26 protein-coding genes and 4 tRNA genes are annotated in these 26,141 nt (G+C 36.6%); 29 read left to right on the top strand and 1 reads right to left on the bottom strand.

The window, feature by feature from the left end; all coding sequences use genetic code 11:
• Nucleotides 1–28 precede the first annotated feature (28 nt).
• From rnpA to spo0J, 9 genes are all read left to right on the top strand, one after another.
• Complete coding sequence (gene rnpA, locus ILS93_RS23215; protein WP_000731505.1) at nucleotides 29–376, top strand: ribonuclease P protein component; 348 nt, start codon at nucleotides 29–31, stop codon at nucleotides 374–376.
• Nucleotides 377–428: 52 nt separating this feature from the next.
• Nucleotides 429–1,196, top strand: a complete 768-nt coding sequence (spoIIIJ, locus tag ILS93_RS23210; RefSeq protein ID WP_000726759.1) for a YidC family membrane integrase SpoIIIJ — start codon at nucleotides 429–431, stop codon at nucleotides 1,194–1,196.
• Nucleotides 1,193–1,810 carry an RNA-binding cell elongation regulator Jag/EloR gene (jag, locus tag ILS93_RS23205; protein ID WP_222661345.1) on the top strand — a complete coding sequence of 206 codons (618 nt, stop codon included), beginning with the start codon at nucleotides 1,193–1,195 and terminating at the stop codon, nucleotides 1,808–1,810. Before spoIIIJ ends, jag begins: the two co-directional genes overlap by 4 nt.
• Nucleotides 1,811–2,036: 226 nt before the next feature.
• A complete protein-coding gene (gene mnmE / locus ILS93_RS23200; RefSeq protein WP_000393766.1) occupies nucleotides 2,037–3,413 on the top strand; it encodes a tRNA uridine-5-carboxymethylaminomethyl(34) synthesis GTPase MnmE in 1,377 nt (458 codons plus the stop codon).
• 46 nt (nucleotides 3,414–3,459) lie between these two features.
• Entirely contained in the window at nucleotides 3,460–5,349 is a 1,890-nt protein-coding gene (mnmG, locus tag ILS93_RS23195; protein ID WP_222661343.1) for a tRNA uridine-5-carboxymethylaminomethyl(34) synthesis enzyme MnmG, read from the top strand.
• A gap of 21 nt (nucleotides 5,350–5,370) precedes the next feature.
• Nucleotides 5,371–6,090: a 16S rRNA (guanine(527)-N(7))-methyltransferase RsmG gene (rsmG, locus tag ILS93_RS23190; RefSeq protein ID WP_001019619.1), complete on the top strand. Its 720-nt coding sequence runs from the start codon at nucleotides 5,371–5,373 to the stop codon at nucleotides 6,088–6,090.
• Nucleotides 6,091–6,195: 105 nt separating this feature from the next.
• Entirely contained in the window at nucleotides 6,196–7,068 is an 873-nt protein-coding gene (gene noc / locus ILS93_RS23185) for a nucleoid occlusion protein (protein WP_000799025.1), read from the top strand.
• Nucleotides 7,069–7,257: 189 nt separating this feature from the next.
• On the top strand, nucleotides 7,258–8,019 hold the full coding sequence (gene soj, locus ILS93_RS23180) for a sporulation initiation inhibitor protein Soj (RefSeq protein WP_000516117.1): 762 nt from the start codon (nucleotides 7,258–7,260) through the stop codon (nucleotides 8,017–8,019).
• The gene (gene spo0J / locus ILS93_RS23175) at nucleotides 8,012–8,863 is read left to right on the top strand and encodes a stage 0 sporulation protein Spo0J (protein ID WP_001051813.1); all 852 of its coding nucleotides are present in this window, start codon (nucleotides 8,012–8,014) and stop codon (nucleotides 8,861–8,863) included. Before soj ends, spo0J begins: the two co-directional genes overlap by 8 nt.
• A 20-nt stretch (nucleotides 8,864–8,883) precedes the next feature.
• Here the strand turns inward: spo0J and yyaC are convergent, their stop codons facing one another.
• Entirely contained in the window at nucleotides 8,884–9,480 is a 597-nt protein-coding gene (yyaC, locus tag ILS93_RS23170; protein WP_088047701.1) for a spore protease YyaC, read from the bottom strand.
• 260 nt (nucleotides 9,481–9,740) lie between these two features.
• Here yyaC and ILS93_RS23165 point away from each other — a divergent pair, with 260 nt between their 5' ends.
• From ILS93_RS23165 to ILS93_RS23070, 20 genes are all read left to right on the top strand, one after another.
• Nucleotides 9,741–10,598 (top strand): mechanosensitive ion channel family protein, encoded by an 858-nt coding sequence (locus ILS93_RS23165; RefSeq protein WP_000362298.1) that lies wholly within the window; start codon nucleotides 9,741–9,743, stop codon nucleotides 10,596–10,598.
• Nucleotides 10,599–10,618: 20 nt separating this feature from the next.
• Entirely contained in the window at nucleotides 10,619–10,816 is a 198-nt protein-coding gene (locus ILS93_RS23160) for a DUF951 domain-containing protein (protein WP_000436051.1), read from the top strand.
• A 114-nt stretch (nucleotides 10,817–10,930) separates the two neighbouring features.
• Nucleotides 10,931–12,031, top strand: coding sequence for a redox-regulated ATPase YchF (ychF, locus tag ILS93_RS23155; protein ID WP_088047702.1), 1,101 nt, complete (start codon nucleotides 10,931–10,933; stop codon nucleotides 12,029–12,031).
• 191 nt (nucleotides 12,032–12,222) lie between these two features.
• On the top strand, nucleotides 12,223–12,513 hold the full coding sequence (gene rpsF / locus ILS93_RS23150) for a 30S ribosomal protein S6 (RefSeq protein WP_001233781.1): 291 nt from the start codon (nucleotides 12,223–12,225) through the stop codon (nucleotides 12,511–12,513).
• Between the two features lie 26 nt (nucleotides 12,514–12,539).
• A complete protein-coding gene (gene ssb, locus ILS93_RS23145) occupies nucleotides 12,540–13,061 on the top strand; it encodes a single-stranded DNA-binding protein (protein WP_064460038.1) in 522 nt (173 codons plus the stop codon).
• Between the two features lie 44 nt (nucleotides 13,062–13,105).
• Complete coding sequence (gene rpsR, locus ILS93_RS23140) at nucleotides 13,106–13,339, top strand: 30S ribosomal protein S18 (RefSeq protein ID WP_000918874.1); 234 nt, start codon at nucleotides 13,106–13,108, stop codon at nucleotides 13,337–13,339.
• Between the two features lie 82 nt (nucleotides 13,340–13,421).
• Nucleotides 13,422–14,357 carry a YybS family protein gene (locus ILS93_RS23135; protein WP_064475176.1) on the top strand — a complete coding sequence of 312 codons (936 nt, stop codon included), beginning with the start codon at nucleotides 13,422–13,424 and terminating at the stop codon, nucleotides 14,355–14,357.
• Nucleotides 14,358–14,435: 78 nt separating this feature from the next.
• A complete protein-coding gene (locus tag ILS93_RS23130) occupies nucleotides 14,436–16,409 on the top strand; it encodes a DHH family phosphoesterase (protein WP_001113891.1) in 1,974 nt (657 codons plus the stop codon).
• Nucleotides 16,406–16,852, top strand: coding sequence for a 50S ribosomal protein L9 (gene rplI / locus ILS93_RS23125; RefSeq protein WP_000864225.1), 447 nt, complete (start codon nucleotides 16,406–16,408; stop codon nucleotides 16,850–16,852). Before ILS93_RS23130 ends, rplI begins: the two co-directional genes overlap by 4 nt.
• Before the next feature lie 27 nt (nucleotides 16,853–16,879).
• Complete coding sequence (gene dnaB / locus ILS93_RS23120; protein ID WP_001286242.1) at nucleotides 16,880–18,241, top strand: replicative DNA helicase; 1,362 nt, start codon at nucleotides 16,880–16,882, stop codon at nucleotides 18,239–18,241.
• A 215-nt stretch (nucleotides 18,242–18,456) separates the two neighbouring features.
• Nucleotides 18,457–19,746 (top strand): adenylosuccinate synthase, encoded by a 1,290-nt coding sequence (locus tag ILS93_RS23115; RefSeq protein ID WP_064475178.1) that lies wholly within the window; start codon nucleotides 18,457–18,459, stop codon nucleotides 19,744–19,746.
• A gap of 141 nt (nucleotides 19,747–19,887) precedes the next feature.
• Nucleotides 19,888–19,963: transfer RNA gene (locus tag ILS93_RS23110), tRNA-Lys, on the top strand.
• A gap of 13 nt (nucleotides 19,964–19,976) precedes the next feature.
• A tRNA-Glu gene (locus ILS93_RS23105) sits at nucleotides 19,977–20,048 on the top strand.
• Nucleotides 20,049–20,070: 22 nt separating this feature from the next.
• Nucleotides 20,071–20,146 (top strand) — tRNA-Asp (locus tag ILS93_RS23100).
• 41 nt (nucleotides 20,147–20,187) lie between these two features.
• A tRNA-Phe gene (locus tag ILS93_RS23095) sits at nucleotides 20,188–20,260 on the top strand.
• 385 nt (nucleotides 20,261–20,645) lie between these two features.
• A complete protein-coding gene (gene walR / locus ILS93_RS23090) occupies nucleotides 20,646–21,353 on the top strand; it encodes a cell wall metabolism DNA-binding response regulator WalR (protein ID WP_000971866.1) in 708 nt (235 codons plus the stop codon).
• Between the two features lie 3 nt (nucleotides 21,354–21,356).
• Nucleotides 21,357–23,198, top strand: a complete 1,842-nt coding sequence (walK, locus tag ILS93_RS23085) for a cell wall metabolism sensor histidine kinase WalK (RefSeq protein ID WP_064475998.1) — start codon at nucleotides 21,357–21,359, stop codon at nucleotides 23,196–23,198.
• A complete protein-coding gene (locus ILS93_RS23080; protein ID WP_064475999.1) occupies nucleotides 23,195–24,511 on the top strand; it encodes a YycH family regulatory protein in 1,317 nt (438 codons plus the stop codon). Before walK ends, ILS93_RS23080 begins: the two co-directional genes overlap by 4 nt.
• Nucleotides 24,492–25,334: a two-component system regulatory protein YycI gene (locus tag ILS93_RS23075; RefSeq protein WP_064476000.1), complete on the top strand. Its 843-nt coding sequence runs from the start codon at nucleotides 24,492–24,494 to the stop codon at nucleotides 25,332–25,334. The genes ILS93_RS23080 and ILS93_RS23075 overlap by 20 nt, the downstream gene beginning before the upstream one ends.
• The gene (locus ILS93_RS23070; RefSeq protein ID WP_000522836.1) at nucleotides 25,318–26,112 is read left to right on the top strand and encodes an MBL fold metallo-hydrolase; all 795 of its coding nucleotides are present in this window, start codon (nucleotides 25,318–25,320) and stop codon (nucleotides 26,110–26,112) included. Before ILS93_RS23075 ends, ILS93_RS23070 begins: the two co-directional genes overlap by 17 nt.
• Nucleotides 26,113–26,141 lie beyond the last annotated feature (29 nt).

The raw sequence follows: 26,141 nt of genomic DNA, 5'->3' as shown, positions 1-26,141 counted from the left end.
CTGATGAACTACAGGAGTGTCAATTGATATGAAGAAAAAATATCGTATAAAAAAGAATGATGAATTCCAGACGGTTTTTCAAAAAGGAAAATCGAATGCTAACCGTCAGCTTGTTGTCTATCAACTAGATAAGGGAGAGCAGCCAAACTTTCGTATTGGCCTTTCTGTCAGCAAGAAAATAGGAAATGCAGTAGTGCGTAATCGAATTAAACGTATGATTCGCCAGTCGATCACAGAATTAAAAGATGAGATAGATTCTGGAAAAGATTTTGTTATAATAGCAAGGAAGCCTTGTGCAGAGATGACATATGAAGAATTAAAGAAAAGCTTAATTCATGTCTTTAAACGCTCTGGTATGAAAAGAATAAAAAAGTAGCGTAAGGAAATGAATTACACTATATACATACCGAAACAAGGAGGAGCAGGCTTTGAAAAAGAAAATAGGTTTACTAGCCATGGTTATTGCATTAATGGCAATTGCTACTGGCTGTAGTGAAGTGAATCAGCCGATTACACCGAAAAGTACTGGAATTTGGAATGAATATTTCGTATATCCGCTTTCTCAGTTAATTACGTATTTTGCCAACTTATTTGGTAGTAATTACGGTTTAGCAATCGTTGTTACAACTCTTATCATTCGTTTTGCATTATTACCATTAATGATTAAACAAACGAAGAGTACGAAAGCAATGCAGGCGTTACAACCAGAAATGGTGAAGTTAAAAGAGAAATATAGTTCTAAAGATCAAGCAACACAGCAAAAACTACAACAAGAAATGATGCAGTTATATCAAAAAAATGGTGTAAACCCATTAGCAGGATGTTTACCGATATTTGTTCAGATGCCTATTTTATTCGCGTTTTACCATGCGATTATGAGAACAGCTGAAATTAGTAAGCATACATTTTTATGGTTCGATTTAGGGCAGGCAGATCCGTACTATATCTTACCGATTGTCGCGGCAATTACGACATTTATTCAGCAAAAGCTTGCAATGGCAGGAACAGCTGGTCAAAATCCGCAAATGGCAATGATGATTTGGCTTATGCCAATTATGATCTTAGTCTTTGCAATTAACTTCCCAGCTGCATTATCACTTTACTGGGTTGTTGGTAACATCTTTGGTATCGCTCAAATGTACTTGATCAAGGGGCCAGAAATTAAGGCTAGTAAGGCAGGAGGATCAAGCAAGTGAGTGTAGTTACTGCTAAAGGACAAACAGTCGAGCTGGCAGTACAAGATGCTTTAAGACAACTAAATGTTCCAAAAGACCGAGTAGATATAAATATTATTGATGAGGGTAAAAGAGGGTTCCTAGGTTTATTTGGGAATCGACCTGCAGTAGTAGAAGTTGTATTGAAGAAAGATCCAATTCAAGAATGTGAAGAATATTTAAAAAATGTTATTCACGATATGGGTGTGAAAGCTGAGATTAGTAAAATTGTAAAAGGACGCGAAGTTGAATTTACAATTTCTGGCGAAAATATAGGTGTTTTGATTGGTAAAAGAGGAAACACCTTGAATTCTTTACAGTATTTAACAAAACTTGTGGCGAATCGTAGTACGAAGCAGTATATTGGTATCACACTAGATGCTGAAAATTATCGTAGTAAAAGAAAAGGTACATTAGAAGCACTTTCTTATCGATTAGCAAAACAAGTAGTAAGTACGAAAAAAAGAGTTGTGTTGGAGCCTATGCCATCTTTTGAACGAAAGATTATCCACCAAGCATTATCTAATCATCAAAATATCATTACAACTTCTGAAGGAAAAGAACCACATCGACATGTTGTAATATCTTCCAAGTGACCGGTTACTCAATTGAGTGCCGGTTTTTTTGAGCGGAAAATAGGTGTGGATAACTAAAAAACACTAAACTTATCCACTGTGAATAAGTTTAGTGTTTTTTACATGAGGACATAATAAAATGAGTTATTATTCTTTTGTAGATAGGTTCGTTATGGTATTCTAATAATTTAGTGAAGAAAATAATCATGTTGAAATAGAGATAAATAAGCAAGTGAGGTGAAAGGACATGGAATTTGATACAATTGCCGCGATTTCCACAGCGCTTGGAGAGGGTGCAATTGCCATTGTTCGAGTAAGTGGGGATGATGCGGTTGAAAAAGTTAATCGTATTTTTAAAGGGAAGGATTTAACAGAAGTTCCTTCTCACACAATTCATTATGGTCATATTGTCGATTTAGATACAAATCAGGTTATTGAAGAAGTGATGGTATCTATTCTGCGTGCACCAAGGACTTTTACACGTGAAAATATAGTGGAAATTAACTGTCACGGCGGACTTGTTTCGGTAAATAAAGTATTGCAGCTTATTTTAGCACAAGGAGTACGATTAGCAGAGCCTGGTGAATTTACAAAACGTGCTTTTTTAAATGGCCGTATTGATTTATCACAAGCAGAAGCTGTTATGGACTTAATCCGTGCAAAAACAGATCGTGCAATGAACGTAGCGATTAACCAAATGGAAGGGCGATTATCTAAATTAATCGGCCGTCTGCGTCAGGACATATTAGAAACGTTGGCTCATGTTGAGGTAAACATAGATTACCCGGAATATGATGATGTGGAAGAAATGACACATAATATTTTAATTGAGAAAGCTACACATGTTCGTACGGAAATTGCAAAAATATTAGAAACATCGAAGCAAGGAAAGATTTTACGTGAAGGTATTGCTACTGCAATCATCGGTAGACCTAACGTTGGGAAGTCATCGCTATTAAATAGTCTTGTTCAGGAGAAAAAGGCAATTGTAACTGATATTGCAGGAACAACTCGTGATGTTATTGAAGAGTACGTTAATGTGCGTGGTGTACCACTTAAACTTATAGATACAGCCGGGATTCGTGAAACAGAAGATGTTGTTGAACGAATTGGTGTAGAGCGTTCAAAAGAAATGATGAGCCAAGCTGATTTAGTTTTAGTTGTCGTTAATTATAGCGAGGCTTTAACGCATGAGGATGAAGATCTATTCCGTGCCGTACAAGGAAAAGATTTCATTATTATTGTAAATAAGACAGATTTATCGCAAGTAATCGATATGGAACGTGTTACAGAATTGGCAGCGGGAAATCGTATTATTACAACATCGTTAATTGAGGAACAAGGAATAGATGAGCTTGAAAAGGCAATAGCTGATTTATTCTTTGAAGGAACAATTGATTCTGCAGATGTGACATATGTTTCTAACGCGAGACATATTGGATTATTAACACAAGCAGGAAAAACAATTGGAGATGCAATTGAGGCAATAGAAAATGGTGTTCCAATTGATATGGTGCAAATTGATTTAACAAGAACGTGGGAAATACTTGGTGAAATTACTGGTGATACCGTCCATGAAAGCCTAATTGACCAGTTGTTCTCTCAATTTTGTTTAGGAAAATAATATAGCGATGTTTTAGAAAGATAGAGATTATTAGGAGGAATAAACAATGGGATACAATGCCGGTTCATACGATGTCATAGTAATCGGTGCAGGTCATGCAGGATGTGAAGCTGGTCTTGCGGCAGCACGAATGGGCTCCAAAACATTAATGTTAACAATTAATTTAGATATGGTAGCGTTTATGCCATGTAACCCTTCTGTTGGTGGACCAGCAAAAGGGATTGTTGTTCGGGAAATTGATGCATTAGGCGGAGAAATGGGACGCAACATTGATAAAACGTATATTCAAATGCGTATGTTAAATACAGGTAAAGGACCAGCTGTACGCGCGCTTCGCGCACAAGCAGATAAGTTCTCTTACCAGCATGAATTAAAGAAAACAATTGAAGAAACACCAAATTTAACGTTGTTCCAAGGAATGGTTGAGCGTTTAATCGTCGAAGATGGCGAATGTAAAGGGGTAGTTACGCAAGCTGGTGCTGAATATACAGCCAAAACAGTTGTAATTACGACTGGAACATTTTTACGCGGTGAGATTATTATGGGAGGTTTAAAATATTCGAGCGGTCCGAATAATCAACAACCATCTATAACTTTATCCGAACATTTAGAGGAGCTTGGATTTGATCTTGTTAGATTTAAAACAGGTACACCTCCGCGTGTAAATAGTAATACGATTGATTACAGTAAAACAGAAATTCAGCCAGGTGATGATAAACCACGAGCTTTCTCTTTTGAAACGACAAAATTTATTATGGATCAAATTCCATGTTGGTTGACGTATACAAGTACGGAAACACATCGTTTAATAGATGAAAACCTACATCGCTCAGCTATGTATTCTGGTATGATTAAGGGAACAGGACCTAGATATTGTCCTTCAATTGAAGACAAAGTAGTAAGATTTAATGATAAACCACGTCATCAAATTTTCTTAGAGCCAGAAGGACGTAATACACAAGAGGTGTATGTACAAGGTTTATCCACAAGCTTACCAGAAGATGTGCAACGTGATATGCTTAGAACAATACCTGGCCTAGAAAACGTTGAAATGATGCGTACAGGTTATGCAATTGAATATGATGCAATTGTGCCAACACAACTATGGCCAACACTTGAAACGAAAAAAATTAAAAATTTATATACAGCAGGACAAATTAACGGAACTTCTGGTTACGAAGAGGCGGCAGGACAAGGGCTTATGGCTGGGATTAATGCAGCATGTCGTTCTTTAGGTAAAAAAGAAGTTATTTTAGGTCGCGCGGATGCTTATATTGGTGTCTTAATTGATGATCTTGTAACGAAAGGTACAAATGAACCATATCGCTTATTAACGTCTCGTGCAGAATATCGCCTATTATTACGCCACGATAATGCTGATCTTCGTTTAACTGAAGTTGGTCGTGAAATTGGATTAATTAAAGAAGAACGCTATGAGCGATTTACAAATAAAAAATTAAAAATTGAACAGGAAAAGGAACGTTTAAGCGGCATTATTATTAAACCACGTCCTGAAGTTCAAGAATTAATTCGTAGTATTGGCGGAAGTGAATTGAAAGATGGAATACGTGCAAGTGACTTATTACGTCGTCCAGAGATGACATATGAGCATATTCATCTTTTAGTACCAAGTGAAGTAGAATTAAGTGATGAAATTACAGAACAAGTTGAAATTCAGATTAAGTACGAAGGATATATCGAAAAATCTTTACAGCAAGTAGAGCGTATGAAGAAAATGGAAAACAAAAAAATCCCTGTGGATATTGATTATGATGCGATTTCTAGCCTTGCCTCAGAAGCGAGACAGAAATTGAAAGATGTTCGTCCACTTTCAATGGGGCAGGCTTCACGTATTTCTGGCGTGAATCCAGCGGATGTTTCTATTTTACTTGTGTATATTGAACAAGGAAAAATTGCGCGAGTATCGAACCAATAAATAGTAAGGAGATATTGTTAGATGAACATAGAACAATTTCAATCTATGCTAGAAGAGAAGGGTATCACCCTCTCTTCTAGACAGTTAGAGCAGTTCGAAATCTACTTTGAAACATTAGTAGAGTGGAATGAAAAAATGAACTTAACGGCTATTACGGAGAAAGAGGAAGTATATTTAAAACACTTTTTTGATTCCATTACGGCTGCTTTTTATTATGATTTTTCAGAACCATTCTCAATTTGTGATGTTGGCGCAGGAGCTGGATTCCCAAGTATTCCTTTGAAAATCTGTTTCCCGCACTTAAAAGTAACAATTGTAGACTCATTGCAAAAACGTATTAACTTCTTAAATCATTTAGCACAAAAGTTGGAATTAGGTGACGTTGCGTTTTGTCACGATCGTGCTGAAACATTTGGGAAAAAAGAAGGTGTACGTGAATCGTACGATATTGTAATGGCACGTGCAGTTGCGCGTCTTTCGGTATTGAGTGAGCTATGTTTACCACTTGTAAAAGTTGGGGGAACGTTCATTGCAATGAAAGGTGCCGCAGCAAACGAAGAAATTGAAAATGGCAAGTATGCTTTAGAGGTGCTAGGCGGGAATTTAAAAGAAATGTCTACGTTCCAATTACCGTTTGAAGAAAGTGAACGTAATATTTTATTAATCGAGAAAAAGCGCAAGACACCAAAGAAATATCCACGCAAACCGGGAACACCCAATAAATTACCTATTGAAAAATAAATCTTATTAGACGTAAGATTGAATTATATAAATGAAAACGTAAATGTTTCATAGGAAACATTTTATGGAGAATAGTCAATAGGCCTAAAAGGTGGTGGAATATGTATGAAAAATACGTTTTCTCGTTTATTTGGCTTTGGAGATAAAGAGAGCGAATTCGAATTACAAGACGAAAGCCATGAAGAAATAGATAAAAAGGTATATGAAGAAATACAAGAAATTCCGATAGTAAATATTACCCCTAACCGTTATCAACCACGAACAGTTTTTGATGATGCACGAATTGAAGAGCTAGCACTAACGATTCGTACACATGGACTGATTCAGCCGATTGTTGTGAGGCAATATGAGGATGACAAGTACGAGATTATCGCTGGAGAAAGGCGTTTCCGTGCGGCAACAAAGTTAGGGTGGGAAAAGGTTCCTGCAATTATAAAGAACTTAAATGATACAGAGACAGCTTCTGTAGCTTTAATTGAAAACTTGCAACGTGAGGAACTAACAGCAATCGAGGAAGCTGTGGCATATCAAAAGCTAATTGAGTTACATAATTTAACACAAGAAGCATTGGCACAACGACTTGGAAAAGGACAATCCACAATCGCAAATAAGTTGCGATTGTTAAAGTTGCCTGAAGAAATAAAACGTGCGTTATTAGAAAAAAGTATTACAGAACGTCATGCCCGCGCGCTCATTCCTTTAAAGAATGAGGAATTACAACTGAAGGTTTTACAGGAAATTGTGGAGAAACAACTGAATGTAAAGCAAACAGAGGAACGAATTGCGAAATTACTAGAGGAAGCCAAACCGAAGCGTAAGGCAAAGCAAAAAGCAGTAAGTCGAGATACGAGAATTGCCATGAATACAATTAGGCAGTCATTACAAATGGTTGCTGACAGTGGTTTAAATGTTAATTCTGCGGAAGAAGAATTTGATGAGTACTATCAAATTACAATTAAAATCCCGAAGAAAAAATAATAATGGCGTGTTAGAGACCTTATCCTATTGGATAGGTCTCTTTTACTATATTTTCTTGTTAGATGAAGAAGGAGTTTAGAAATAAATTTTGAAGTTTAATAAGGACGTAAAAGAAAAACTTTTATTTCATGTTACAATAAACGTAATTATTACTAGAATAAGATAGAAAGGTTGAAAGTAGGTGACATCATGGGAAAAATCATTGCTATTGCCAATCAAAAAGGTGGCGTTGGAAAAACAACAACATCTGTTAATTTAGGGGCTGGATTGGCACAAGTAGGTAAAAAAGTCCTTCTTGTAGATATTGATGCTCAAGGAAATGCAACGACTGGTGTGGGAATTGAAAAATCCGAATTAGATCAATGTATTTACAATGTTCTTGTGGAAGATGCAGATGTTCAAGGGGTTATACGTAAAACCGCAACTGAAAACTTAGATGTTCTACCCGCTACAATTCAATTGGCAGGTGCTGAAATTGAATTGGTACCGACTATTTCCCGGGAAGTACGTTTACAAAGGGCATTACAGCCAGTTCGTGATGAATACGACTATATTATTATCGACTGTCCCCCGTCCTTAGGGTTATTAACGATTAATGCATTAACCGCAGCAGATTCTGTTATTATTCCTGTTCAATGCGAATATTACGCACTAGAAGGATTAAGTCAGCTATTAAATACAGTTCGACTTGTGCAAAAGCACTTAAATAAAAATCTAGCAATTCAAGGTGTATTGCTAACGATGTTGGATGCCCGCACGAATTTAGGGATCCAGGTTATAGATGAAGTGAAAAAATACTTTAGGGATAAAGTATACCGTTCGATTATTCCTCGTAATGTTCGTTTAAGTGAAGCACCAAGTCATGGGAAACCAATTATGCAGTATGACGCTAAATCAAGAGGGGCAGAAGTATATATAGATTTAGCAGAGGAAGTGATTGCAGGTGGCTAAAGGATTAGGGAGAGGAATTAATGTGTTTTTTCCTGATTTAGATGTGAAAGAAGAAGAGGCAATTCAGGAGATTGTGATAACTGAATTAAGACCGAATCCATATCAACCACGTAAACACTTTAATAAAGAGGCAATTCAAGAATTATCGGCCTCTATTAAAGAACACGGCATATTGCAACCGTTAATTGCTAGGAAGAGTATTAAAGGATATGAAATTGTTGCAGGTGAAAGAAGATATCGTGCTGCCAAAGAGGCAGGGCTCGAAAAGGTACCTGCTGTTGTAAGACAATTAAATGAGCAGCAAATGATGGAGTTTGCATTGCTTGAAAACTTACAACGAGAAGATTTAAACCCAATGGAAGAAGCAATGGCATATCAAATGTTAATGAATGAGCTAAATGTAACGCAAGAACAATTAGCAAAACGTCTTGGTAAGAGCAGACCTTACATTGCAAATTATACGCGGTTATTAAGCCTCCCTCCATTTGTGCAAGATATGATTGCAAATGGTCAACTTTCAATGGCCCATGGGAGAACTTTGCTTACGATAAAAGATGAAGAACAATTGAAATCTTTATTAAAACGAATCGAAAAAGAAGGATTAAACGTTCGTCAATTAGAGAAAATTGTTCAGGAGATTAATCAACGCGTTTCACGTGAAACAAAACAAGTGAAAAAAGAGAGAAACATATTTTTCGTAGAACGCGAAACGTTCTTAAGAGAAAAGTTTGGCACAGATGTGAAAATTAAAGAAACGAAAAAAGAAAAAGGTAAAATTGAAATTGAATTTTTTAATAAAGAAGATTTAAATCGTATTTTAGAATTATTAGCGCAGAAAAACTAAAAAGCAAACCATCTTATTATTTATAGATGGTTTGCTTTTTTTAATACAGATAATTTTTGGTCTGTTTCTTTTATACTTTGTGCAATTACATCAGCCATTTTCATGACTAAACTTAATCGTGTATTTTGCAGGACGAAAAACTCCATAAAACCATTTAGATTTACGATGCCATGAATATGTAAATCACCAACTGCAGGTAATTTCTTGTTCATCGCAGCTCCAGGTTTACTAGGCCCCATTCCGGTAGTAATGGAACCGATGCTTTGAGACTTTCCTAAACAGGCATCGACCGCAATTATAAATGAAGTAGGATTATCTTTCTGTATATTCCGAATTCTTTCTTCTAAATTTAGCGCATGCACTGGCTCGTCTAGTGTGCCGAACACTTGGAAGTTTTTAATTCCTACTTGTTCTAGTTTCGTACCGACTAACGGACCGAGTGCATCGCCTGTAGAACGGTCTGTGCCGATACAAACGAGAATAATCGGTATATTCGTTTTAATAGGGATATGGGAAAGTAAGAAGTTACTAATTGTCTCGGAGGCTTCTACGTCTTGGTGCATAACATTTTGAGTTTCTTTTTCGAAAAAGGGTAAGCGAAAACTTCCAATATTCATGAAGCATCCATCCTTTTAATAAATTTTCAAAATATGTTATATGGTGAGTAAAATGGAAAACTATAAGTGCGTACTTCCTGTAAAATTTGAGTGAAAACGGAAATAATAGTACTAGTATATATATATTCGTTCCATTTTATACCTGCATGGAAGTTAACAAATGCAATTAAAGTCATAAAAATTTTTCAGAAATGAGGGTGACTTCTGATACAATGAGAAGGATAATTAAAAAGAAATTTTAGCTGGAGAGGTAGAGGTACATGGATTTAGCGTTGAAATGGTTTGAGTCCATTGATTGGACGAATATAGGTGTGAAATCACTAAAAATAGTCGTTATTTTAATACTTGGTGCAATTATTGTGCGAGTTGCGCGTGCAATTGTACGAAATGCGTTTCGTATGGGAAGCCGTTCGCCAATTCAAATTTCAGAACGTCGTACAGTTACAGTAGCGAAGTTACTTGAAAATATTGTGGCATACGTTGTTATGTTCATTATGTTAATTGCGATTTTGGGTGTGTTTAATATTAATGCATCTGGTTTATTAGCGGGTGCCGGGGTAATTGGTTTAGCAGTCGGATTTGGTGCTCAAAGTTTAGTGAAAGATGTTATTACGGGGTTATTTATTTTGCTAGAAGATCAATTTTCAGTAGGTGACTATGTAAAAATTGGTCAGTTTGAAGGTGTCGTTCTAGAAATTGGACTTCGTACAACAAAAGTAAAGAGTTGGACAGGCGAAATTCATACTTTACCAAATGGAAGTATCATTCAAGTTACGAACTATTCCGTTAGTAATAGTGTAGCATTTGTTGATGTATCCATTTCGTATGAGGCTGACATAGCGAAAGCGGAGCAAGTTATTGAAGAGTTATTAGAAGAATTACCTGCACAGTATACGCAAATGGTAGCAAAGCCTCAGTTATTAGGTGTGCAAACATTGGCTGCATCAGAAGTTATATTACGTGTTATTGCGGAAGTAGAGCCGATGCAACATGCGGTTGTTGCAAGAGCCCTTCGTAAAGAAATTAAAAATCGTCTAGATTTACATGGGATTGAAATTCCATATCCACGTATGGTTTTATATAATCGTGAAGAATTGGTGAGTGGAAAAGCAATTTAGTATGGAGAGGGGTTTGGAGAATGGAGCAAAAGCAGTATAACTTGTACGATGTTGTGGAAATGAAGAAAGCCCACCCATGTGGTGAGAATCGCTGGAAGATTATTCGTATGGGAATGGATATCCGCATTAAGTGCGAGGGATGTGACCATTCAGTAATGATTCCTCGAAGAGAATTTGATCGTAAGGTGAAAAAAATACTTGTGAAGCACGAAGAATAGAGAGAAAGTAACAGTTGCAATGGGCAGCTGTTACTTTTTTCGTTTGGAGGAAACTTGTCATTTTTTTCGTTACTATCTATAATGATGAAAGATTGAGACATAGGAGTGAAAAATATGGGATTAACGGCTGGGATTGTTGGATTACCTAACGTAGGGAAGTCAACTTTATTTAATGCAATTACACAAGCAGGAGCAGAATCTGCAAACTATCCATTCTGTACAATTGATCCAAACGTAGGGATTGTAGAAGTACCAGATGAGCGTTTAAATAAATTAACGGAATTAGTAGAACCGAAAAAAACTGTTCCGACTGTATTTGAGTTTACTGATATTGCAGGTATCGTAAAAGGTGCTAGTAAAGGTGAAGGTTTAGGAAATAAATTCTTATCTCACATTCGCCAAGTAGATGCAATTTGCCAAGTTGTTCGTTGTTTTGAAGACGAAAATATTACACACGTTTCAGGGAAAGTAGATCCAATCGATGATATTGAAACAATCAACTTAGAGCTAATCTTAGCGGATTTGGAATCTGTTGATAAACGTATCGAACGTGTTGCGAAGTTAGCAAGACAAAAAGATAAAGAAGCTGTATATGAGCATGAAATTTTAGTTCGTTTAAAAGAAGCTTTTGAAGAGGGAAAACCAGCTCGTACTGTTGAATTTGCAGAAGAGCAAATGAAAATTGTTAAAGGCCTTCATTTACTTACAACGAAAGAAATGCTATACGTAGCAAACGTAAGTGAAGATGATATTATGGATCCTTCTGAAAATAAATATGTAAAAATGGTAAAAGAATTTGCTGCAAATGAAAATTCTCAAGTAATCGTTGTATGTGCAAAAATCGAAGAAGAAATCGCTGAGCTAGATGAGGAAGAGAAAAAAGTATTCCTTGAAGAACTAGGCATTGAAGAATCTGGTTTAGATCAATTAATTCGTGCTGCATATGATTTATTAGGACTTGCTACTTACTTCACAGCTGGTGTGCAAGAAGTACGTGCATGGACGTTTAAACAAGGTATGAAAGCACCACAATGTGCTGGCGTAATTCATACAGACTTTGAGCGTGGATTTATTCGTGCGGAAACAGTTTCTTACGAAGACTTAATGACAAACGGTTCTATGACAGCTGCAAAAGAAGCTGGTAAAGTTCGTTTAGAAGGAAAAGAGTATATCGTAAAAGACGGAGACGTTATGCACTTCCGCTTCAACGTTTAATTCAATATTTCCTAGGAAAAATAAAGATATGAGCTTGGCAAATATATTATGTGTTTGCCAAGTTTTTTATGCATGGGTGAGTTGATTCATCTAACTTACTATGATATAATCTAAACTCGTGAGTAATTACTATAAATTAATTGCTCCTTGCCCATTATGGGCCGTTTAGACCAAAAGGAGGTGAAAGTGTAATGAGAAAGTACGAAATTATGTACATCATTCGTCCTGGCGTTGAAGAAGAAGCTCAAAAAGCTTTAGTTGAACGTTTCGCAGGTGTTTTAACAAACAATGGTGCAGAAATCATTAACACGAAAGAGTGGGGTAAGCGTCGTTTAGCTTACGAAATCAACGACTTACGTGAAGGTTTCTACATGATCTTAAACGTGAACTCTAACGCAGAAGCGATTAACGAATTCGACCGTTTAGCTAAGATCAACGAAGACATCCTTCGTCATATCGTTGTTAAAGAAGAAGAAAAATAATTGATATATAAGGGAGAGTGGTTCGATTGATGAATCGTGTTATCCTCGTTGGTCGTTTAACTAAGGACCCTGACTTACGTTACACGCCCAATGGTGTTGCAGTAGCTACTTTTACGTTAGCTGTGAATCGCGCATTTGCGAATCAACAAGGTGAGCGTGAAGCTGACTTTATTAATTGTGTAATATGGCGTAAACAAGCAGAAAACGTAGCAAATTATTTGAAAAAAGGTAGCTTAGCAGGCGTAGATGGACGTCTTCAAACTCGTAATTACGATGGACAAGATGGTAAACGTGTATATGTAACAGAAGTTCTTGCGGAAAGCGTACAATTTTTAGAGCCGCGTAATGGCGGTGGGGAGCAACGTGGTTCATTTAATCAGCAACCATCAGGAGCTGGTTTCGGTAACCAAAGCTCTAACCCATTTGGTCAATCTAGTAATCAAGGCAACCAAGGTAACCAAGGGAACTCTGGATTTACGAAGAATGACGATCCATTTTCAAATGTAGGTCAACCGATCGACATTTCCGACGACGATTTACCGTTCTAATACAGTAAATTAGTTAGTTTTAACAAAGAATGGAGGGAATAGACATGGCAGGACGCAAAGGTGGACGTGCGAAACGTCGTAAGGTGTGTTTCTTCACATCTAACGGCATCACTCGCATTGACTATAAAGATGTTGATTTATTAAAACGTTTCGTTTCTGAGCGTGGTAAAATTTTACCTCGTCGTGTAACAGGAACAAGCGCAAAATACCAACGCAAACTTACAGTTGCAATTAAACGTGCTCGTCAAATGGCACTTTTACCATATGTTGGTGAATAATAGCGTATGAAATGCACAGTAGAGTCGGACTCTACTGTGCATTTTGCTATGCTTTTCTTTTTTTTGAAAGAGAGGTTAGATGATGAAGAATACGAAATTTATTACTGAGGGTGCAGCGCTGTTAGCTATATATGCAATGTTATTGCTTATATCTATGTATGTTCCAATCTTAGGTACAGTTGTAACGTTTGCGTTGCCATTGCCGTTTATATTGCTAACGATAAGATATAGATTATCTAACGCCTTTATAGTTTTTACTGCGGCGCTTTTTATTACTGTTATTGTCAGTCAGCCGATGAACCTAGTAAAGACAACTATGTTTGGATTGATAGGTATCGTTTTAGGATATATGTATAAAAAACGAAAAAAGCCGGTAGAAACTTTAATGGCGGGGACGCTTGCGTACTTAATTGGTATTATGCTCATTTATGTTGCGAGTATAAAGTTTTTTAACATAGATTTAATGAAGCAAATGCAAAATATGCTTAATGAAAGTATGGCGCAAAGTGAAAAAATAGTCACTACTGCTGGTATGTCTATTAGTAAAGAGCAAAAAGAATTATTTGCACAATTTAATGATGTGTTACAAACGTTATTCCCAAGTTTGCTTGTAATGGTCTCGGTATGTTTTTCTTGGATTACAGTTATGATATCAGGTAGTGTTTTGAGAAAACTAAAGCATGACGTTATACCTTGGCCTAAATTTAAAGATATACAATTACCAAAGAGTATTGTTTGGTATTACGTTATATTTATTTTGCTATCAACTTTTATAAAAGTAGAACCGACATCATATTTACATATGGTATTTTCTAACCTATATGTCATATTTGCTTTACTACTAGTACTGCAAGGTCTGACATTTATCGCTTTTATAGCGCATAGCAAAGGTTTTACGAAAGGAGTTCCTATTATTAGTTTTATTGTCTGCATGTTTATTCCGATGCTGTTTCCTCTTGTGACAATCTTAGGTATAATTGATTTAGGGATTTCATTGCGTTCTAAAATAGGAGGATAAAGTAATATTCCTTATACTATTTTAATCTGTTTAACTAACTGGAAGGAGAGTTAGTTTTACTTTATAGGAGTTGTATACATGCCTGAATTTTATAAGAAACAGTGGTTTTTATATCCTGTTTATGTATTGGCATTTTTCGTGTTTGTGCTCATTGCGATCCTCTGTTATTTTCATTTAATTATGGGGATATCCACCTTTTTTATCTTTTGCATTGTACTTTTTGTTGTTATACGCTTTGAACTGACCTTTCAAAGGAATTTCGAAAAGTATACGACAGATATGATTACAAGAGTAAAGAAAGTGAGTAATGAGGCGTTTAACCAAATGCCGATTGGTATTTTGTTATACAATAAGGATTATGGGATTGATTGGGCGAATCCTTATTTATCTTCATGTCTAGGACAGCATGCATTAGCTGGATGGCATCTTTATGATGTATCAGAAACGTTACTTCTTTTTATTAAGGGAGAAACTTCCGATGATATAGTCTCTTTAAATAACCGAAAGTTTCGCGTTTTTGTAAGGAAAGAAGAAAAGTTAATTTATTTCTTTGATGTAACGGAACAAACAGAGATTGAAAAGATGTACGAGGATCAACGCACTGTTTTGGCTGTCATTTATTTAGATAATTATGATGAGGTTACACAAGGGTTAGATGATCAATTACGTACGAATATAACAAGTCTTGTAACATCACGATTAAATGAATGGGCCGTTAAGTATGGGGCATATTTAAAACGTGCATCTTCAGAAAGATTCTTCGTTGTACTAAATGAGAGTATTTTAGCACAGATGGAGAAAGGGAAATTTAGCATTTTAGATCAGGTGCGTGAAGAAACATCCAAAAGGAATATACCACTCACCTTAAGTGTAGGTGTTGGATCAGGGGATTTACCTTTATCAGAGCTTGGGGCAATGGCTCAGTCCGGTTTAGACCTTGCGCTTGGCCGTGGTGGAGATCAAGTAGCTATTAAACAAGCGACAGGTAAAGTTAAGTTTTATGGTGGTAAGACAAATCCAGTTGAAAAACGTACTCGTGTACGTGCCAGAGTTATTTCGCATGCATTAAAGGATTTAGTATTAGAAAGTAGTAATGTCATTATAATGGGGCATAGGGCTCCTGATATGGACGCAATTGGTGCTGCGATTGGTATTTTAAAGGTAGCGCAATTAAATGAGCGTAAAGGATATATTGTGTTAGATGAAAATGATTCTGATAAGGGAATTAAGCGTTTGATGGATAAAGTGAAACAAAACGAAGAGTTATGGTCTCACTTTATTACCCCAGGACAAGCGATGGAATTTGCAAATGATGATTCATTACTTGTTGTTGTTGATACGCATAAACCTTCAATGGTGATGGAAGAAAAACTGTTACACAAAATTGAAAATGTAGTTGTTATTGACCATCATCGCCGGGGAGAAGATTTTATTGAAGATCCATTGCTTGTTTACATGGAGCCATACGCTTCCTCCACGGCAGAACTTGTTACAGAATTACTTGAGTACCAACCGAAAAATTTAAAAATGACAATGTTAGAAGCAACGGCATTGTTAGCAGGTATTATTGTTGATACGAAAAGCTTTACATTCCGGACGGGTGCTCGTACGTTTGATGCCGCTTCTTATTTACGCTCACATGGTGCAGATACTGTACTTGTACAAGAGCTTTTAAAAGAAGATATGGATCAGTATTTACGGGTTGCAAAAGCTATTAAAAATGCGTACATTTATACAAATGGAATTGCGATTGCAAAAGTTGATAGTGATGATTACTACGATCAAGTGCTTATTGCGCAATCAGCGGACACATTATTAACAATGACAGGAATTATTGCGTCATTTGTTATTGCAAAACGTGGCGAGAATTTCATTGGAATTAGCGGCAGGTCTTTAGGTGAAGTGAACGTGCAACTAATTATGGAAAATTTAGGCGGTGGTGGGCATTTAACGAATGCAGCCACACAAATGAAAAATGTTACAGTAGATGAAGCTGAGGAGAAGCTTCGATTTGTTATTGATGACTATTTACAGGGAGGCACACAATCATGAAAGTAATTTTTCTAAAAGACGTAAAAGGTAAAGGGAAAAAAGGAGAAATAAAAAACGTACCAGATGGCTATGCAAATAACTTCTTACTAAAACAAGGATTAGCTGCTGAAGCGACAAATAGCAGTATGAAAACTTTAGAAGCTCAAAAGCGAAAAGAAGAAAAAGATGCAGCAGCAGAGGTTGAAAATGCAAAAGAGTTGAAAGAAACGTTAGAGAAACTAACTGTAGAAGTAAAGGCGAAATCTGGAGAAGGTGGCCGTCTATTCGGTTCAATCACAAGTAAACAAATCGTAGATGCAATGCAAAAATCACATAAAATTAAACTTGATAAACGTAAATTTGAAATGGATGATGCGATTCGTGCATTAGGCTATACAAACGTTACTGTGAAGTTGCATCCGCAAGTAACTGCAACAGTAAAAGTTCATGTTAGTGAACAATAAAAATAAGTTAAGCAAGGAGGATTGCGTATGAGTGATGTAATGGCTGATCGTACCCCTCCACATAATATAGAGGCTGAGCAGGCGGTTTTAGGGGCCATATTAATTGATCAAGATGCGTTAACATCAGCATCGGAACTATTGGTACCTGACTCATTTTATCGAACGAAACATCAAAAGATTTTTGAAGTCATGCTTGGGTTATCTGATAAAGGAGAGCCGATTGACTTAGTAATAATGACGTCAGCAATGGCTGATCAAGGATTATTAGAAGAAGTTGGTGGGGTTTCTTACTTAGCAGAATTAGCAGAAGTTGTTCCAACCGCTGCTAACGTAGAATATTATGCACGAATCATCGCTGAAAAAGCGCTATTACGTCGTTTGATTCGAACAGCAACTCATATCGTGTCTGATGGGTATGAGAGAGAAGATGACGTGGATGGTCTTTTAAATGAGGCTGAGAAAAAAATATTAGAAGTATCTCACCAAACGAATGCAAAAGCATTCCAAAACATTAAAGATGTTCTTGTAGATGCTTACGATAAAATTGAACTTTTGCATAATCAAAAAGGTGAAGTTACTGGGATACCAACTGGATTTACAGAATTAGATAAGATGACCGCAGGTTTCCAGCGAAATGATTTAATTATCGTAGCGGCACGTCCATCAGTAGGGAAAACCGCATTTTCATTAAATATCGCACAAAACGTAGCGACGAAAACTGATGAAAATGTAGCGATTTTTAGTCTAGAGATGGGCTCTGATCAGCTTGTTATGCGTATGCTTTGTGCAGAAGGGAATATTGATGCGCAAAGACTGCGTACCGGTTCATTAACTTCTGATGATTGGGCAAAATTAACAATGGCGATGGGTAGCCTTTCTAATGCTGGTATCTATATTGATGATACACCAGGGATTAAAGTAAATGAGATTCGAGCGAAATGCCGTAGATTAAAGCAAGAACAAGGTCTTGGGATGGTTTTGATTGACTATTTACAGCTTATTCAAGGAAGCGGGAAATCAGGAGAAAACCGTCAGCAGGAAGTATCTGAGATTTCTCGTACATTAAAAGGGATTGCGCGTGAATTGCAAGTGCCTGTTATTGCCTTGTCACAGTTATCTCGTGGGGTAGAATCTCGTCAAGATAAACGTCCGATGATGTCTGACATTCGTGAATCAGGAAGTATCGAGCAGGATGCTGATATTGTAGCTTTCTTATATCGTGAAGATTACTATGACCGGGAAACGGAAAATAAAAATACGATTGAAATTATTATTGCAAAGCAGCGTAACGGTCCCGTAGGCTCAGTAGAGCTCGCATTCGTTAAAGAGTTCAATAAGTTCGTTAACTTAGAACGTCGCTTCGAGGATGGACATGCGCCGCCTGCATAAAGAGAGTATAAAAAAGAAACGCATTTCTTATAATAAGATGTGTTTCTTTTTTTTTATAGGAAAGATAAGGCTTTCATAATGTGAAAATATAATTCTTACGAACGAAAATGTTTTTTAATAAAAAAATGTTCGCTTTTTGGTTGACTTCTTTTTCGGTTTTGGTACAATTATATTGTTTGAATAGATCGTTTGAAAATCGCGGAGGTGCTTTAATAATGTCTTCAGTAGTAGTTGTAGGAACACAATGGGGCGACGAAGGAAAAGGTAAAATCACTGATTTTCTTTCTGAGCATGCGGAAGTAGTTGCAAGATATCAAGGTGGAAATAACGCGGGACATACAATTGTTTTCGGCGGAGTTAAATATAAATTACACTTAATTCCATCTGGTATTTTCTATAAAGAGAAAATTTGTGTAATCGGAAATGGCTTAGTAGTAGATCCGAAAGCATTACTTGAAGAGTTAAAATACTTACACGATCGTGGTGTAAGTACTGATAATTTACGTGTAAGTAACCGTGCGCACGTTATTTTACCTTATCACTTAAAACAAGATGAGTTAGAAGAAGCAAGTAAAGGTGATAACAAAATCGGTACAACGAAAAAAGGTATCGGTCCTGCATATATGGATAAAGCTGCTCGTATTGGTATTCGTATGGCTGATCTTTTAGACCGTGAAGCATTTAAAGAAAAGCTTGAGCGCAATTTAGTAGAAAAAAATCGTTTATTTGAAAAAATGTACGATACAGAAGGTTTCAGTGTAGAAGAAATCTTCGAAGAGTACTTCGAGTACGGACAACAAATCGCGCAATATGTATGTGATACATCTGTTGTACTAAATGATGCACTAGATAACAATCACCGTGTATTATTTGAAGGTGCACAAGGTGTTATGCTTGATATCGACCACGGTACGTATCCGTTCGTTACATCTTCTAACCCGATTGCTGGTGGTGTAACAGTTGGAACTGGAGTTGGTCCTGCGAAAGTTACTCGCGTTGTAGGTGTGTGTAAAGCATATACAAGCCGCGTAGGTGATGGTCCGTTCCCTACGGAGCTTCATGATGAAATTGGTCATCAAATTCGTGAAGTTGGTCGTGAGTACGGAACGACAACTGGTCGTCCACGCCGCGTAGGCTGGTTCGATAGCGTTGTTGTAAGACATGCACGTCGTGTTAGTGGTTTAACAGATTTATCATTAAATTCTATCGACGTTCTAACAGGTATTCCGACTCTTAAAATTTGCGTTGCTTACAAATACAATGGCGAAGTTATCGATGAAGTTCCAGCAAACTTAAACATTTTAGCGAAATGTGAGCCTGTATACGAAGAACTTCCAGGTTGGACAGAAGATATTACTGGTGTAAAATCATTAGACGAGCTTCCTGAAAATGCACGAAAATACGTAGAACGTGTTTCTGATTTAACAGGAATTCAATTATCTATGTTCTCAGTTGGACCAGATCGTAACCAAACAAATATCGTTCGTAACGTATACGAAGCTTAATTGATATTTTTGAGAAAAAACTCATGTCCGCATGAGTTTTTTCTTATCTTTTATAAAAAAATAAAAAAAGGTATTGCAAAAAACAAATAAAACATGTTATGATACATCTTGTCGTCACGAAAATATGACGTTGGTGAGTATGAGCCATTAGCTCAGTTGGTAGAGCATCTGACTTTTAATCAGAGGGTCGAAGGTTCGAATCCTTCATGGCTCACCATTTTATTTTTCGTGGCCCGTTGGTCAAGTGGTTAAGACACCGCCCTTTCACGGCGGTAACACGGGTTCGAATCCCGTACGGGTCATGTTTTTTTTATGTTCATTTTTGGTCCCGTGGTGTAGTGGTTAACATGCCTGCCTGTCACGCAGGAGATCGCCGGTTCGACCCCGGTCGGGACCGCCACTTTTGTTTATACCACCATTAGTGGTTTTATATATAGTTTTGGCTCGGTAGCTCAGTCGGTAGAGCAGAGGACTGAAAATCCTCGTGTCGGCGGTTCGATTCCGTCCCGAGCCACTCTCAGGATATTAAGTGGGCCCACTTAATATCCTTTTTATTTGTGTAATTTTACAAAAGTGAGTAGTTATTTTAAAATAGAATGAGAAGCCTCTAGCAGTTGAAGCTAGAGGTTTTTCTATAGATCGTATAGGATTCCGTGTAAAAGTGGATCATACATGAGTCTGTGAGAATAGAGGAGAAAGTACTTAAGCAAAAGATGCGGCCATATAGGGACATACTATGTAGACATCAATGTGTTTAGGGATATTGACCATATTTTTACCCCGCATTAACGGGCAGTAAGACCCACCCCAAAATTCAACGAAGGTAAAGAAGTTAGGTGCGAGATCAACTGCACGTAAATGCCCGATTAAAGTTTCACTTTATAAGGAGGAAATAGACGATGATGGGAAAGAAAATTTTAGTAGTTGATGATGAAAAGCCGATTGCGGATATTTTGAAGTTCAACCTAGAAAAAGAAGGTTTTGAAATTGTAATGGCGCATGATGGTGATGAAGCGATTGAAAAAGCGAATGAAGAGCAGCCAGATATGGTTTTATTAGATATTATGCTACCAGGTAAGGATGGCTTAGAGGTTTGCCGTGAAATACGTAAAAGCTCGGAAATGCCGATTATTATGCTTACGGCAAAGGACTCTGAAATTGATAAAGTATTAGGGCTTGAACTTGGAGCAGATGATTATGTAACGAAGCCATTTAGTACGAGGGAATTACTTGCTCGTGTGAAGGCGAATTTACGTCGCCATCAACAAGGTGGTGCTGCAGAAAAAGAAGAAAATACGGAAATGGTTATTGGACCAATCGTTATCAATTCAAATGCGTATAGTGTAACGAAACGTGAGGAAAATATTGAACTTACACATCGTGAATTTGAGCTACTACATTATTTAGCCAAACATTTAGGACAAGTTATGACTCGTGAGCATTTATTGCAAACAGTTTGGGGTTATGACTATTTTGGAGATGTACGTACAGTGGATGTAACAGTGCGTCGTTTACGTGAAAAAATTGAAGATAATCCAAGTCATCCTACTTTAATTGTAACTAGACGTGGAGTAGGGTATTACTTGCGTGACCCAGAGCAGGAATAGTATATGAAGAAAGTTGGTTTTTTTCAATCTATTCATTTAAAATTTGTACTCATATATATGCTATTAATATTAATAGCAATGCAAGTTATTGGAGTATATTTCGTAAGGGAGTTGGAAAAGAGTCTTGTACAAGGATTTAGAGATTCTTTAACGCAGCAAACGAACTTATTAGCATATAACTTGAAACAAGAGTTTAAAAAAAGTCATACAAAAGCAGAAACAGAATCAACAGATGAAACGATTAAAACTTCAATTCGAAAATTTGCCTCTGATCGAAAGAAAGATATCCAAGAGGTAAGTGTATTTGATTCGAATAGAAAGTTGCTTGCTATTTCAGATGAGTCAAAGCAAAACAAGGTAAATAGAACATCAACTGATATAGCTGTTCAGCGGGTATTGGTACAAAAAAAGCCAGAAATAAAAATTGAGAAGGATGGTCGTACAGGCCATCGTGTACAAGTTATGCTTACTCCTATTCTAGATGACAACGGAAAAGATGCACTTGGTGCTATTTACATTGTTGCATCTATGGAAGATGTTTATAAACAGATGAAGGATATTAATCAAATTTTTGCGACTGGAACCGTTATTGCATTACTCGTAACGGCTGTACTTGGAATTTTGTTAGCTCAAACGATTACGAGGCCAATCTCAGATATGCGAAGACAAGCGATTGAAATGGCAAAAGGAAACTATTCGAGAAAAGTAAAAGTGCATAGCCATGATGAAATTGGACAATTAGCATTATCTTTCAATAATTTATCCAAAAAATTACAACAAGCTCGTTCTTCAACGGAGAGTGAAAGACGTAAATTGTCATCCGTTCTATCACATATGACAGATGGAGTCATTGCTACTGACCGAAAAGGGGACATTATTTTATTAAATGACCCTGCGGAAAAGATGCTAAATGTTTCGCGTGAAACGGCGCTCGATCAATCTGTTTTAGAAGTATTAGGGATACAAGAAGAATTTACGCTCGATCATTTATACGAAGAGCCTGATTCTGTTTTATTAGATTTTAGTACGAGAAATGAGCCATATATTTTACGTGCTAGCTTCTCTGTTATTCAAAAAGAGACAGGGAAAGCAAATGGCTTGATTGCCGTATTATATGATGTAACTGAGCAGGAGCGTATAGAAAGGGAACGCCGCGAGTTTGTGGCAAACGTTTCTCATGAATTAAGAACGCCATTAACAACGATGCGCAGTTACTTAGAGGCACTTACGGACGGTGCGTGGCAAGATCCGAATATTGCACCGCAATTTTTAACCGTTACACAAGAAGAAACAGAAAGAATGATTAGACTTGTAAATGCGTTATTACAACTATCTAAACTTGATAGTACAGAACATCGTTTAATGAAAGAATGGGTCGACTTTACTGACTTCTTTAATAACATTATTGATCGTTTTGAAATGTCTAAAGAGCAAAACGTAAGTTTCAAACGATCTTTCTCTAAAAAATCTCGATTTATTGATATGGATACGGATAAAATTACGCAAGTATTGTATAACATTATTTCGAATGCATTAAAGTATTCACCAGAAGGTGGAACAGTAACATATCGCTTACGTGATCGCGGTGAATTATTAGAGATTAGTGTAAGTGACCAAGGAATGGGTATTCCGAAAGAGAACGTCGATAAAATCTTTGAACGTTTTTATCGCGTAGATAAAGCACGTTCAAGACAAATGGGTGGTACAGGACTTGGATTAGCAATTGCGAAGGAAATGATTGAGGCACATGGTGGCTCAATTTGGGCGAAGAGTGAGGAAGGAAAAGGGACAACTATTTATTTCACATTGCCAATGGCAGCGGATGAAGAGGACGATTGGGAATGAGCATGGAAAATGTTAAAACGATAGTTTTAATTAATTTAGTTGTAATTAGCCTATTTCTTACTTTTAACTTATGGACGTATGTGCCAGATTCCACGTCTATGCAAAACGCAAAATTTGTACAGGGGAATGAAGGAACTACTCAAACTAAAATTGCTGATGTTGTACGCCCTACTTCTATCATCGCGCATAAAGATAAAAATCATTACGGGAGTGAAAGAGAGGGAGATATAGAATCAATCTATAAAACTTTGGAAGCAGGGGAATTACATGGTTTCAAAGAGATATCGATTGCTAAAGCTGATTTCCTTTCTTATGTGCATGGTGAAGGGAAAATTGAACTTGTTTTTCCTACCAATATCCCATTTGATGCCGTTAAATCTATGTTTAATATGAAAGAAAAAAGTATAGATAAGCCTAAACATTTTAATCGAATTATTCTTGACCCTTCTAGAAGTAGGGATCAAGAAATTAAAGTTAATTTTGTTTCTGATGGTGATAACTCTAGAATATATGAAGCAAAATTAAGTGGTGTGTATTTAAAAGATATTGTAAACGCACAAAATCAATTTATAGTATCAGCGAAACCTTATTTTGATTATCAAATTAATGATACGAAAAAGATATTTTTATCAGATGGAACGACGGAATTAAGTAATATAACATATATTTCATCTAATTTAGCGGTTGATACATTTAAGAATGCTCTATTTAGTGACCCGCGTTATTTAAGCCCTATTACCGAGAAATCGAAAGAAACATTTACAGATGGTATTAGGTCTATGGAGATTGAAAATGATCATCATATGCTAAAGTATAAAAACTCTTCTGTTTCAAATGAGAAAACGCCAGATAATTTAATGCTTTTACAAAAAAGCTTTGATTTTGTAAATGGCCACAGCGGGAGTTTGGATTCATATCGTTTGGACTATATGAATAAAGGACAGACCGTATTTCGTTTACATGAAGATGGATATTCCGTATTTAATACAGATGGATTAGCTGAATTGAGACAAGTATGGGGATCAGAAGAAGTAATGGAATATGAAAGACCATTGTTGTCTTTAAATACGAAAGGTATAGAACAGAAGGTTACTCTTCCATCAGGTCACGTTGTAATAGCATCTTTAGAAAATAATGCCGCGGTAGATAAAAGATTTATTAAAGACATTGGTATTGGATACAAATTATCACTAGATGGGCAAGTAGCTCGACTACAGCCAATTTGGTATGTAAAGTTTGTTGAAGATGAAGCTGGTAAACAAAAAATATATGAGTGGAGTGAGGGAGGACTAAATGGATTGGGATCGGATTAAAACCATATTTATTGTGACCTTTTTTGTTTTGGACCTCTTTCTCATTTTTCAATTCATTCAAAAGCAAGATAGTAATCAATTGGAGCTTATTGCAGAAACAAAGATAGATCAAGAATTAAAAGCAAACAAAATTACTATGGGTAATTTCCCTAAAGAACCGAAAAAAGAGGCATTTATTAGGGCGGAAAATAAGGCATTTAAAGAAGAAGATGTACAGTCTTTAAAGAGTCAAACGGCGCATATACAAAATATGTACAAGATAGAAAGTAAGCTAAAAGAGCCCTTTTTAAATACAAAATCATTATCCAAAGATAAGTATAGTGATTTTTTAAAGAACTATGTATTGGATGGACAAAAGTATGAGTTTGGAGCGATGAAAGACTCTAAAATTTACTTCTTCCAAAAATATAAAGATAAGCCTATTTTCTATAACGATCAGGCAATGATTGTTGTGGAATTAAATGAAAAAAATGAAATGGTGTCGTACACGCAGACGATGCTAACTGATTTAAAAGAAATGGGCGAAAGTGAAAAAACGAAACAGCAAGAAATTATTACTGCCCAAACGGCTTTAGAAAATCTGTATTTAAAAAATAAAGTTCATGGGAATACACATGTAAAAGAAGCACAAATTGGTTATGCCAACCTTACCGCATCTACTTCTAATAACCAAGTACTTGCTCCAACATGGAACTTAAAAACGGAGCAGAAGCAGGACTTCTTTGTAAATGCAATTGAAGGACAAGTTATGGAATTAGGGGAAAGGGAAAATCAAGTGGTTGATGAACATACTGGAGTGAGAAAGAATGGGGTTGCATTTTAGCGTACTTGCAAGTGGAAGTACAGGGAATATGCTATATGTAGGAACAGATGAGAAGAAATTACTCGTCGATGCAGGTTTAAGTGGTAAAGCAACAGAGGCTTTATTTAAACAGGCAGAACTAAATATAAATGATGTATCGGGTATTCTTGTAACACATGAACATAGTGATCATATTAAAGGATTAGGTGTATTGGCACGTAAATATGATTTGCCTGTTTATGCAAATGAGAAAACATGGAATGCAATGGAACACTTAATAGGAAATATCCCAACTGAGCAAAAGTTCATTTTCTCAGTTGGGGATGTGAAAACATTCGGTGATATTGAGGTCGAGTCATTTGGGGTTTCTCATGATGCGGCAGAGCCGATGTTCTATGCTTTTCACAACAATAATAGAAAGTTAGCCCTTATTACAGATACGGGATACGTGAGTGACCGTATGAAAGGTGTTATTAAGGGGGCTAATGCTTTCGTGTTTGAAAGTAATCATGACGTGGAAATGCTTCGTATGGGACGTTATCCATGGAGTATTAAGCGACGTATTTTAAGTGATGTAGGGCACGTTTGTAATGAGGACGCTGCATTAGCAATGGCGGATGTAATTACAGATGAGACAAAACATATTTATTTAGCCCATTTAAGTTTAGATAATAACATGAAAGAACTAGCACGTATGTCAGTATCACAAGTACTAGAGGAAAAAGGATTTGGAGTGGGAGAAGCTTTTGAAATTCACGACACAGATCCGAAAATGCCTACAAAAATTCAATACGTATAATTCTTCATTTTAGTAAACAATAAAGGTGA

This window comes from Bacillus sp. 16GRE42 (genome assembly GCF_019837435.1).
GTDB classification, from domain to species: domain Bacteria; phylum Bacillota; class Bacilli; order Bacillales; family Bacillaceae_G; genus Bacillus_A; species Bacillus_A wiedmannii.
This window is presented reverse-complemented; position numbering and strand designations above follow the sequence as displayed.

Bases quoted from the DNA above. Each gene is read 5' to 3' on its own strand.
- rsmG (WP_001019619.1), top strand. From the start codon at position 5,371: ATGAACATAGAACAATTTCAATCTATGCTAGAAGAGAAGGGTATCACC.
- walK (WP_064475998.1), top strand. From the start codon at position 21,357: ATGAAGAAAGTTGGTTTTTTTCAATCTATTCATTTAAAATTTGTACTC.
- ILS93_RS23070 (WP_000522836.1), top strand. From the start codon at position 25,318: ATGGGGTTGCATTTTAGCGTACTTGCAAGTGGAAGTACAGGGAATATG.
- rplI (WP_000864225.1), top strand. From the start codon at position 16,406: ATGAAAGTAATTTTTCTAAAAGACGTAAAAGGTAAAGGGAAAAAAGGA.
- yyaC (WP_088047701.1), bottom strand. From the start codon at position 9,480: ATGAATATTGGAAGTTTTCGCTTACCCTTTTTCGAAAAAGAAACTCAA.
- mnmG (WP_222661343.1), top strand. From the start codon at position 3,460: ATGGGATACAATGCCGGTTCATACGATGTCATAGTAATCGGTGCAGGT.
- ILS93_RS23160 (WP_000436051.1), top strand. From the start codon at position 10,619: ATGGAGCAAAAGCAGTATAACTTGTACGATGTTGTGGAAATGAAGAAA.
- ychF (WP_088047702.1), top strand. From the start codon at position 10,931: ATGGGATTAACGGCTGGGATTGTTGGATTACCTAACGTAGGGAAGTCA.
- walR (WP_000971866.1), top strand. From the start codon at position 20,646: ATGATGGGAAAGAAAATTTTAGTAGTTGATGATGAAAAGCCGATTGCG.
- ILS93_RS23130 (WP_001113891.1), top strand. From the start codon at position 14,436: ATGCCTGAATTTTATAAGAAACAGTGGTTTTTATATCCTGTTTATGTA.
- rnpA (WP_000731505.1), top strand. From the start codon at position 29: ATGAAGAAAAAATATCGTATAAAAAAGAATGATGAATTCCAGACGGTT.
- ILS93_RS23075 (WP_064476000.1), top strand. From the start codon at position 24,492: ATGGATTGGGATCGGATTAAAACCATATTTATTGTGACCTTTTTTGTT.
- ILS93_RS23115 (WP_064475178.1), top strand. From the start codon at position 18,457: ATGTCTTCAGTAGTAGTTGTAGGAACACAATGGGGCGACGAAGGAAAA.
- ILS93_RS23080 (WP_064475999.1), top strand. From the start codon at position 23,195: ATGAGCATGGAAAATGTTAAAACGATAGTTTTAATTAATTTAGTTGTA.
- rpsR (WP_000918874.1), top strand. From the start codon at position 13,106: ATGGCAGGACGCAAAGGTGGACGTGCGAAACGTCGTAAGGTGTGTTTC.
- dnaB (WP_001286242.1), top strand. From the start codon at position 16,880: ATGAGTGATGTAATGGCTGATCGTACCCCTCCACATAATATAGAGGCT.
- ILS93_RS23165 (WP_000362298.1), top strand. From the start codon at position 9,741: ATGGATTTAGCGTTGAAATGGTTTGAGTCCATTGATTGGACGAATATA.
- rpsF (WP_001233781.1), top strand. From the start codon at position 12,223: ATGAGAAAGTACGAAATTATGTACATCATTCGTCCTGGCGTTGAAGAA.
- ILS93_RS23135 (WP_064475176.1), top strand. From the start codon at position 13,422: ATGAAGAATACGAAATTTATTACTGAGGGTGCAGCGCTGTTAGCTATA.
- soj (WP_000516117.1), top strand. From the start codon at position 7,258: ATGGGAAAAATCATTGCTATTGCCAATCAAAAAGGTGGCGTTGGAAAA.
- mnmE (WP_000393766.1), top strand. From the start codon at position 2,037: ATGGAATTTGATACAATTGCCGCGATTTCCACAGCGCTTGGAGAGGGT.
- noc (WP_000799025.1), top strand. From the start codon at position 6,196: ATGAAAAATACGTTTTCTCGTTTATTTGGCTTTGGAGATAAAGAGAGC.